The 9,139-nt window shown below is 65.4% G+C and carries 9 protein-coding genes; 3 read left to right on the forward strand and 6 right to left on the reverse strand.

The window, feature by feature from the left end; all coding sequences use genetic code 11:
• Positions 1 to 77: 77 nt before the first annotated feature.
• From ACLL97_RS03750 to ACLL97_RS03770, 5 genes are all read right to left on the reverse strand, one after another.
• On the reverse strand, positions 78 to 959 hold the full coding sequence (locus ACLL97_RS03750) for a glycosyltransferase family 2 protein (protein ID WP_411279135.1): 882 nt from the start codon (positions 957 to 959) through the stop codon (positions 78 to 80).
• Complete coding sequence (locus ACLL97_RS03755; protein ID WP_411279136.1) at positions 956 to 2,425, reverse strand: lipopolysaccharide biosynthesis protein; 1,470 nt, start codon at positions 2,423 to 2,425, stop codon at positions 956 to 958. Before ACLL97_RS03755 ends, ACLL97_RS03750 begins: the two co-directional genes overlap by 4 nt.
• Positions 2,422 to 2,718 (reverse strand): hypothetical protein, encoded by a 297-nt coding sequence (locus tag ACLL97_RS03760; RefSeq protein ID WP_411279137.1) that lies wholly within the window; start codon positions 2,716 to 2,718, stop codon positions 2,422 to 2,424. The genes ACLL97_RS03755 and ACLL97_RS03760 overlap by 4 nt, the downstream gene beginning before the upstream one ends.
• Positions 2,715 to 3,935, reverse strand: coding sequence for a glycosyltransferase family 4 protein (locus ACLL97_RS03765; RefSeq protein WP_411279138.1), 1,221 nt, complete (start codon positions 3,933 to 3,935; stop codon positions 2,715 to 2,717). Before ACLL97_RS03765 ends, ACLL97_RS03760 begins: the two co-directional genes overlap by 4 nt.
• Before the next feature lie 156 nt (positions 3,936 to 4,091).
• On the reverse strand, positions 4,092 to 4,553 hold the full coding sequence (locus ACLL97_RS03770; protein ID WP_411279139.1) for a YidB family protein: 462 nt from the start codon (positions 4,551 to 4,553) through the stop codon (positions 4,092 to 4,094).
• A 211-nt stretch (positions 4,554 to 4,764) separates the two neighbouring features.
• Here ACLL97_RS03770 and ACLL97_RS03775 point away from each other — a divergent pair, with 211 nt between their 5' ends.
• The gene (locus ACLL97_RS03775; protein ID WP_411279140.1) at positions 4,765 to 5,712 is read left to right on the forward strand and encodes a hypothetical protein; all 948 of its coding nucleotides are present in this window, start codon (positions 4,765 to 4,767) and stop codon (positions 5,710 to 5,712) included.
• A gap of 37 nt (positions 5,713 to 5,749) precedes the next feature.
• Here the strand turns inward: ACLL97_RS03775 and ACLL97_RS03780 are convergent, their stop codons facing one another.
• Positions 5,750 to 6,592 (reverse strand): metallophosphoesterase, encoded by an 843-nt coding sequence (locus tag ACLL97_RS03780; protein WP_411279141.1) that lies wholly within the window; start codon positions 6,590 to 6,592, stop codon positions 5,750 to 5,752.
• Positions 6,593 to 6,711: 119 nt separating this feature from the next.
• On the opposite strand from ACLL97_RS03780, the gene ACLL97_RS03785 reads away from it, so the two are divergent.
• The gene (locus ACLL97_RS03785; RefSeq protein WP_411279142.1) at positions 6,712 to 7,758 is read left to right on the forward strand and encodes a CehA/McbA family metallohydrolase; all 1,047 of its coding nucleotides are present in this window, start codon (positions 6,712 to 6,714) and stop codon (positions 7,756 to 7,758) included.
• A 152-nt stretch (positions 7,759 to 7,910) separates the two neighbouring features.
• Positions 7,911 to 9,139: DPP IV N-terminal domain-containing protein (locus ACLL97_RS03790; RefSeq protein WP_411279143.1), on the forward strand; the 1,229-nt coding region annotated here is incomplete at its 3' end.

Below are 9,139 nucleotides of genomic sequence, written 5' to 3' on the forward strand. Positions count from 1 at the left end.
GCTTTGAGGGCACTCTTCGACACGGTAACCATAGTCATGACTATGGTCATACGTACGAAAAATGTCAACCGTACCGATCAGGCCCGCAGCTTCTCGAGAAAGTAGCCTAGCGCATTCACGCCCTGGGACCATGCCAAGAGCGCGACCTGAAGCACCGGCCGACGTGTGCGTCCGCGCTGCAGCGGGAACGTGAGCAGCCCCACATAGAACCCCAGCGCCTCGGTTTGCCGAACGCCGGCGCGCCGGCGTTCACGCGCCTGATGAAAGGTCCACGCACCGCGCCCGTAGTTCAGATGCTGACGCGTATAGCTGCGAAAGCTCATCACGTGATAGTGCTGAACGACTGCGTGCCGAGCGTACAGGTGCGGCCAGCCGGCCGCCTGCCAGCGATCAGTCAGATCACGATCTTCACCCGCTGGCAAACGAAAGGTCGTATCGAAGCCGCCAAGCGTGCGAAACGACGCGGTGGCCCCGGAAAAATTGTTCGACGTGAAAAAGCGCGGCCCCCGAGTGGCGGCCGAATCGAAGCGCGCATAGAGAAAGTCGATCAGCAGCTGACTCGCCTCGGAAAACACATTGTCGTCCAGCGCATTCTGCACGTGTCCACCAACGAGTGCCGCCGGCGTCCGACGCAACGCGACGTCGATGGTCGCCAGCCAATCGGGAGTCGGCGCGCAATCGTCGTCGGTGAAGGCGAGGAACTCGCCAATGGCCTCACGGATGCCGGTGTTGCGCGCCGATGCGGGGCCGCCCCACGCCTGACGAATCGAGCGGATCGCGAGCCGCTCGCGATAGCCGTCGAGCTCCTCCTGGGGCAGCGGAGGAGAGCCGTCGTTGACGATCACGACTTCAAAGTCCTCGCGTGCCATCGTCTGCGCCGCCAGTGCCGCGAGGCATCGACGAAGCTGCGGCAGTCGAGCACGGGTCGGAACGATGACGGAGAAACGCGGGGACGTCATGACGTGGACGGAGGGGACTTCGCCGGGTCGGCTGGCGCGGCCACGAAGGGAAGCAGATGTGTGGGAATCTCGCGAAGGAGCAACAGCGCCGATACCAGCACGATGCAGATCGAGAACAGCTTGGCCACTGTGCCAACCGCCGTCACGGTAGGCCACGCGGAGCCCGCAGCGAAGGCCAACATCGCGAGTCCGACCCCCACAATCGTGGTACGAAGCGGAACGCACACCGCCTCGTAACGTCCGATCAGGAACTGGCCCACCCCGGCCGCCACGATGCTCACGACGAGTGACGCCATCGCGGGACCGGCCGCGCCAAAGCGGGGCACCAGCACGAGCGTGAGCACGAGCAGCGCCACCAACATTGGTCCGGTCAAACCCACGACGACCCACGCGCGATCCACGGTCACCAACAAAACGGTAGACAACGACACGGCAACGAGCGCCGTCGAGCCGAGCATCAGCAACGCGAACGGCGTCGCGGCGCCGAGAAAGCTCTCGCCGTAAACCACGTGCATGATATCCGACGCCGCCCCCGCCGCGAGCGCCGTGAACGGCAGCACCAGATACGGCATGCGCAGCACGTCCCGTTGCAGCCGTCGCAGCTCGTCGTGTTGCCCCTGTCGGCGCAGGCGCGTTACCGTGGCCTGCACAACCGGCGACACCGCCCCCGCCAGCAGCGACAGAACAATCGTAAGATTCTGCGCGGCGCCGTAATGCCCCAAGCTCGCCGTTGATCCGCCCAGCGCCGCCAGGAGAAACAGGTCGGCGCGCTCAAAGAGTCGAGCGCCGATCCCCGCCAGCGCGAGCGGTGCGGCCAGTACCAGCAGGCCGGCGCGCATCGTGCGCCGTTCCTCCCGGGTGGCGCGATGCAGAGCGCCGATCCGTAGGCGGAACAACGCCAGTGCCACGGCGCTGGCGAGCAACATGCCGCCCACGGCGCCGTTCACCGACCACCCCAGCGCGACCATGCCGATCACCGCCACCATGCGCACGAGCCACCGCGCGGCGGTGATGACCGAGACCCAATTATGGTCGCCGCTGGCGACGAGCGCGCCACGGTACCCCTGCGCGACCACCAGCAGCGGCAACTCAAGGGCGAGCCATCGTAGCGTCGTGGTCAGCGACGGCTGTCCCAGCGCGACCGACAACCACGGGGCGGCGATCAGCACAACCAGCCCGATCACGGCACCCACCACGAGGTGCAGATGCACCACTTCGGCCGCGACTGGCCGCCAATCACCAACGGCCGCGATCGCACGGTTCGATGCGCGAGCCAGCATGGATATCGCCGTCCATTGCAGCCACGTCATCGCCGATACACCCAACGTGAGCAGTCCGTATCCGTCCGGCCCAAGATGGCGCGTGAGATAGCCCGCGGTCACCAACCCGGTCGGCAGGATCAGCAGCTCAGCCGCAAAGATGCGCGCCGATCCTTGCCACGGCTGGTGCGCGTCGCTCCGACTCACGCGGTTCCCTTCGCGAGTTGTTTCAGGCGTGGCGCCACAGCTACGGCATCGATCGCCGTCGCGGCACCCCGCATTGTCCCTCCGTGCTGCCCGCGCGATACACCGCACATTGGCGCGATCCACGCTCCATACGCCATCGACAATTCGTCACCACCGGTGCGTGCGCACACGTCAGTACGCACCAGCGCTGCACGAGGGAGCACCGAGCCGTCGGCGATCCACGATTCACGCCTCGCGGAATCTCCGGCGTCGATCCCGAATGCCAGCACGGGCGTGGTCGAGGCCCCGATCATTGGAGCTCCGCGCGCGATGCATCGAGAAGTCGATCGTACACGGCGAGAATGCGATCCACGAACTGTGCATGACCATACTCGGCCATGGCCACGTCGTGACCGGTGCGCCCCCACCGCGCGGCCAGCACGCGATCGGACAAGACACGGTGCAGCGCGTCGCGCAAGGCCGTCTCATCGCCGGGGCGCACCAACAATCCAGTGGCTTCATTCCGCACGATATCGGTCAGCCCTCCCGCCGCCGAAGCAATGACGGCCGTTCCCCGCATCATCGCCTCGGTCGCCACCAGACCGAACGGTTCCGCCCATACAGACGGCACCACCTGCACCCAGGCGCCGCAAGCTACTGCCTCCGTCTGCGCTCGCGACTGCGCTCCGTGAAATCGCACGAGATGATGCAGGCCGAGCGAACGACTCAGTGCTTCGAGCGACGTGCGCTCGGCGCCATCACCGACCACGTCTAGCGTGGCGTGCGGGATCAGCCTGTGCAGTTGCGCGAAAGCCCGCAAGAGCACGTCCACGCCTTTCTCCTTTACCAATCGCCCCGCAAAAACCACGGCGGGCACGTCAGCCAACACGGTCTTGGCGGACCGCTCCGGGGTGCCGTTCGGCACCACGATGATCGTCGCCATACCGTCATCGCGAAGATGCTGTGCGGTCGCGTTGCTGTTGGCGATGATCGCGCGAAAGGCGCCGCGCCATCGGCGCAACAGTCGCTGCTGCGCCATCAACGGCAACCAGTCGCGCACCGGCACGCATCCGGACGACAGACACACCACGCCCGCGCGTGCGGTGCACGCGGCTCCACTCGGCAACAGCTTGAGTCCCGTCGGGCACACGGCGCGATACCATTCGGCGTGATACAACGAAGGAACGCTGCGCAATACCGGAAGAATGAGCGGTGACAACTGCGTGTTGAAGCTCTTCACATGCACGACATCGGGCTTGAAGTCGTCGATCGCTCGTCGCAGCGCCGCCGGCGCCCACGGATTCGCCGACTGCAGCGCCGTGCGCCAACGCGACAATGTCCCGCGACAAGCGTACTCCGGACGCAGCGGCGAATCACCCGGCAGCGCGTCAAACCCGGCGGTGCTGGTGAAACGGCGCACGTGATGCCCGCGTCGTCGCAGCGCGTCGGTGAGCGCCGCATTCACCACTTCGGCCCCGCCGTACTGCGGCGCGTAATCGTGCACGAGCAGAATGCGCAGCGATTCACGCATCGCGGGCACCGGCTCCAGCACTGGTAGCCAGATCGGGCAGGCGCACCGTCGCCACATGATTCATTGCGGCAGCAGCCGTGTCGTGGATTGATGCCGATTCATTCCGCCGAATATAGCACGGTCGAATCGTTGGCCGCGATCAGCACAGGGCGTCGCCTACTCCCCCCGTAGCATGCCCATCACCTGCGTCAGCATCGCACTGCTGCCCGGTGTGACGTCGCCATCCGGCGTGAGGGTGTCGATCAGTTGCGGCAGCATGGCCGCGAGGCCATCCATCGCCTGCGAAGGATCGACGCCCGCGGTAGCCGCGGCCTGCGCTACCGCCGTCGCGCCGAGTGCGTGCTCGAGTTGAGCTGGCGAAACGGACCGGTTGGCGCCCGTGCTCACCCACGACGACACGAGGTCACCGAGCCCACCCTGCTGCAGTTTCTGCACGATTCCACCGATGCCGCCGTTTTGCTGCACCAGCGTCATAGCCATCCGGAGCATCGCCGACGACGAGGTACCGCCCGTGCCGTCATTGCCCAGCAACCGGCCCAACAGCTCCTGAATGCCACCGGCCTTGCCGCCCAGCAGCGAACCAGCCATGTCGCCCAATGCTCCGTCGAACAATCCCATCGATGACTCCTGAAAGGGTCGGGTGTTGGTGCCACTGCCAATATGTACGCCGATACAAGCGCCGCCACGAGGGCTCAACGCGTGCCCCTGCCGCGGTGGTCATTCCCGGCGAACTCGAGTATGCGCCACTGCACCGGGCCCCTGCGAGCCCGCTTTCGCTGCATCTTGATAGGGGCGCCGGTGTGGGCGAGTCAAGCAACCAGGAGAATCCGTGACGACAGAAGAGATCGAAACCATCATCGCACTGGCCACGCTGGCCGCTATCGCCGATGGATTGCAGGACGACGCCGAGCAGGGGCGGGTGGTCGAGGCCGCGCGGAGTTTGGGGCTGCTGGCCCCGGAAACCATCATCGCGCAGGCGATGAGTGGCGCGCTCAGCATTCACGCACTCGCCGCACGGCTGCACTCCGACGAGGCGAAACGTCTGGCGCACGACACCGCGACGGCCGTCTGTCACGCCAACGGGTGGATCAATCCGAGCGAAGGGAAATTTCTGCACGACCTAGCCGACGCACTGCAGCTCGACACGGCCGCGACCGACCACGTGATTGCCGACATCAATCGCGCCGTCGGTGATCATCCCGCGCGCGCGGCCACACCATCCCTCGGCGTGCCGGTGGTAAACGACGCCAGCTCCGAGGTCGTCGCGCCCGCTCCGTTCGACGATCACATCCTCGATCAGGCGATGCTCACGGCGGCGCTCGAACTGTTGCCCGATCGTCTCGCCAATTTGGGAATCCTGCCGCTGCAGCTCCGTCTCGTGCATCACATTGGCCAGCGCCACGGGCAACAACTCGATACGAAGCAGGTTACTGATCTCGTGGCGACCTTCGGGTTGGGCGCCGCGGCGCAGGTCCTCGAGAAGGTCGTCCGTCGGGCGTTTGGCGGCATGGCGAGTGGACTGCTCGGAGGGCTGCTGGGGGGAAGTGCCGGCATGGCGAGCGGCGCCGCCGTGACCTTCGCCAGCACGTACGCGCTCGGGCACGCGGCCGATCGGTACTACGCGCAGGAGCGCTCGCTATCGTCGGCCGATCTCAAGACGCTGTTCACCCGATTCCGCGCCGATGCGGTCACGATGTTCCCGCGCGTTGAAGCCCGCATCGGTGCGCTGGCGCGCGGCCGTTCGCTGGATAGCCTGCTGCGCACGCTGACCCGCTGACCATCGCGGTCCCGTGGCGCACCATGGCGCACCATCGCTACGCGATACACTGCAGCGAAAAGACCGTGATTTCCGGACGCACATTGAAGCGAACCGGAAGAAACGTTCCCACGCCACGGCTGATGTACAGCTGTCGACCGCGCGAGAGTTCGAAGGCCCCACTCGTGTAACGCCGATTCTTCACCGGGAGAATCGGTGGCGGCAGAAAGGGCGGCTTGCACTGCCCGCCGTGCGTGTGCCCGGCGAGAACCCAGCCGTCGTACGCGCCCCACCCCGGTAAATCGACGGTGTCCGGGTTGTGACTGATGGCCAGCTGTGCCAGGGCCGGATCGATCTGCGCGAAGGCCCGTTCGGGAGCGAACTGTCCGGCCCACAAGTCGCCCAGCCCCACGAGCTGCAGCTCGCCGGCGACACCCACCTCGTTCACGAGAACGGTGATCCCCAGGTTCTCGAGTGCGCCACGCAGTCCGGCAGCCACCCTGGGTTCCGCCCAATTACGCCCGTAGTCGTGGTTCCCAAAGGTCACGAAGGTTCCGAGCGATCCGCGCGGCAACTCCGCGTAGATCGTCTCGGCGTGCTCCTGTTGCGTCGGGTGCAGCGAGATCAGGTCGCCACTCAACACGACCATGTCGGGCTGCAGCGCGCGCACCGTATCGAACGTCGCGCGCACATACGCATCAGAGACGTTCGGTCCGATGTGCACATCGGAGAGCTGCACCAGACGCTTCCCCACCAGCGACGACGGCAAACGACGGATCGGCAGTTCCGCCGCAGTGATCTCGAGCCACTCCGGCTCTACCTCGAAGGTGTAGCCGACCGTACCCGCCAGAGTGGCCGCCATGCCACCAGCGGTCAGCAGGAACGTGCGTCGAGAAATCATCGCATCAGTCGTCAAAGTCAGTGCACCGGGCTGCCGATGCGCTGGAAGGTAATCGGTGTTCGGGCGAAGGTCGCATAGCCGACTCGCGGTCACGATCACCGCGTGCGACCTTGGCTCGCATGACTTTTCTCCCCTTCCCGCGCGCGTTGGCCCTCGCGCTCGCCCTCGGCGCCGCCGGGCTCTCCCGGAACGCGGCGGCGCAGCACGCGCGATTCCTCGTGCCCGACGCCAGCCCGGGCGCGCGTTGGCTCAAGGGTAATACGCACACGCATACCACCAACTCCGACGGGGACACCGCCCCCGAAGCGGTCGCCCGTTGGTACAAGAGCCGGAAGTACGACTTTCTCGTGCTCTCCGATCACAACGTCTTCACCGATCCAGCCACGTTGGCGTCGCTCATGGATTCGACGTTTCTGCTGATCGCGGGTGAAGAAGTGACCACCGGTTTCCAAAAGGCCGCCGTGCATGTGAATGCGCTGGGCGTGACCCGCGTGATCGCCGCGCCGCGCGACAGTACGCTCTTGGGCACCGTGCAGAAAACCGTCGATGCCATCCGCGCCGAACGGGCGGTGCCGCACATCAACCATCCCAATCTTCTCTGGAGCATCGACACCGCCACGCTTTTCCGCGTGAAGAACGACCGGCTGCTCGAGATCTTCAATGGGCATCCCATTGTGCACAACGTCGGCGGCGGCGATTGGCCGGGCATGGAAGACGCGTGGGACGCGCTTCTCACGCGCGGCAAAAAGCTCTATGGGATCGCCGTGGATGACGCGCACCACTTTCAGGGCGAGTTCGAGAAGTCGCGCGCGAACCCGGGGCGCGGCTGGGTAGTGGTGCGGGCGCGATCGCGCGACGCCCGGGAGATCGTGACCGCACTCGACGAGGGCCACTTTTACGCGAGCACCGGCCCGGTGATCACCGACATCGCGGTTAGCGAATCCGCGCTGTCGCTCACGATCAGCCGGACCGGCGACTTCAAATACACCACCCAATTCGTCGGCGCCAACGGCGAGATTCTCGCCACGGACAAAACGCTTTCTCCCTCGTATCGCCTACGGGGAACCGAGAGCTACGTACGGGTGCGCGTCGTTGATTCCAGCGGGGCGACGGCCTGGATTCAACCGGTCTTCACCACCCGCTACCGGGAGCGCGCGGCGCCGTAACGTGCCGGCACGTGCCGTTCGTCCCATCCGAAGCGACCGTCAGCCATGATTTTCCAGGGACGGACTCAACGACGATCGATTCCCGCGAGTAGATCTCATGCTGGCGGCCCGTTTCGTGGAGCCGCCATTCTCGCCCTCCGGAGGAAGCAGGAATGGTTCACGCAGTGGTTCACGCCGTGGTTCACGCAGTGCGCCGTTTCGGTCGCTGGACCGGCACGATTGTGCTGCTGGCCGCCAGTGGTAGCGCCGCGCAGGCTCAGCTCAGCTCTCAGTCGAGCCAGGCCGATGAAAATCGGACCAACAAGGGAAACTGGGCGCTGGCCAATCGCTTCAGCACCGCCGCGCTCCGCGCGATCACATATACGCAGGCCGTTCAGCCCCGCTTTCTGGGGCAGACGGACTCCATGTACTACAACTGGAAGGATCGCAACGGCAATCGCTTCATGCTGTTCGTGCCGTCGCCCTCCGGTGGCACCAAACGCCTGCTGTTCGATCCGGCCAAGCTCGCCGAACAGCTCACGCTGCTCAGCAAAAAGCCGTACGACGCGACCAACCTGCCATTCCAGACGATCACGTTCCTCAAGAGCCATAAGGCGTTCCGTTTCACCGTGGACACCGTGCGCTACGAATGGACACTCGCCACGGAAACGTTGAAGTCGAACGGCCGCGTCGTGCGCAACGCTCCGCCGCCAGTCGACGAAGAAGTGAACACGCAGGGCGGCGGCGGCCCAGCCGGCGCCGGCGCCCGCGGTGAGTTCCGCAACTACAATAAGGACAGCACGGCCTTCGTCTTCGCCCGCATGCACAATCTGTTCATCGTGGAGAAGGCCACCAACGACACCGTGCAGATCAGCACCGACGGCGCCGAGGATTATTCCTTCGGCTACCGCGACACCACAGAAAACCGTCGCCAGCTCAACGCGCTGGCAGGCGGCGGACAGCAGCAGGACGGTGATCAGCAGGACGACACGGACGACGCCGCCAGCCGCGACCAGCGCATTCGCCCGAATGTGTCCTGGTCGCCCGACGGCAAGTCGTTCTCGTTCGTGCGCCGCGATCAGCGCAAGGTCAAGGATCTGTTCCTGGTGAACGTGCTGGCGCAGCCGCGTCCCGTGCTGCTGCACTACAAGTACACGATGCCCGGCGAAGAGAACGTCACGCAGAGCGAACTGTGGGTGTTCACGCGCGGACAAACGGCCGTGAAGCAGCTCAACGTGCGCAAGTGGAAGGATCAGTCGCTGATGGATGTGCACTGGCCGGTGAACGGCGACAAGGTGCGCCTGGTACGTCGCGATCGTCCACAGCGCGCCGTGGACTTCATCGAAGTCGACATCGCGACGAACGCCATCAAAACCTTGCTCGCCGACGGAATCGAAGGCGC

The organism is Gemmatimonas sp. (assembly GCF_046594945.1).
Classification (GTDB): domain Bacteria; phylum Gemmatimonadota; class Gemmatimonadetes; order Gemmatimonadales; family Gemmatimonadaceae; genus Gemmatimonas.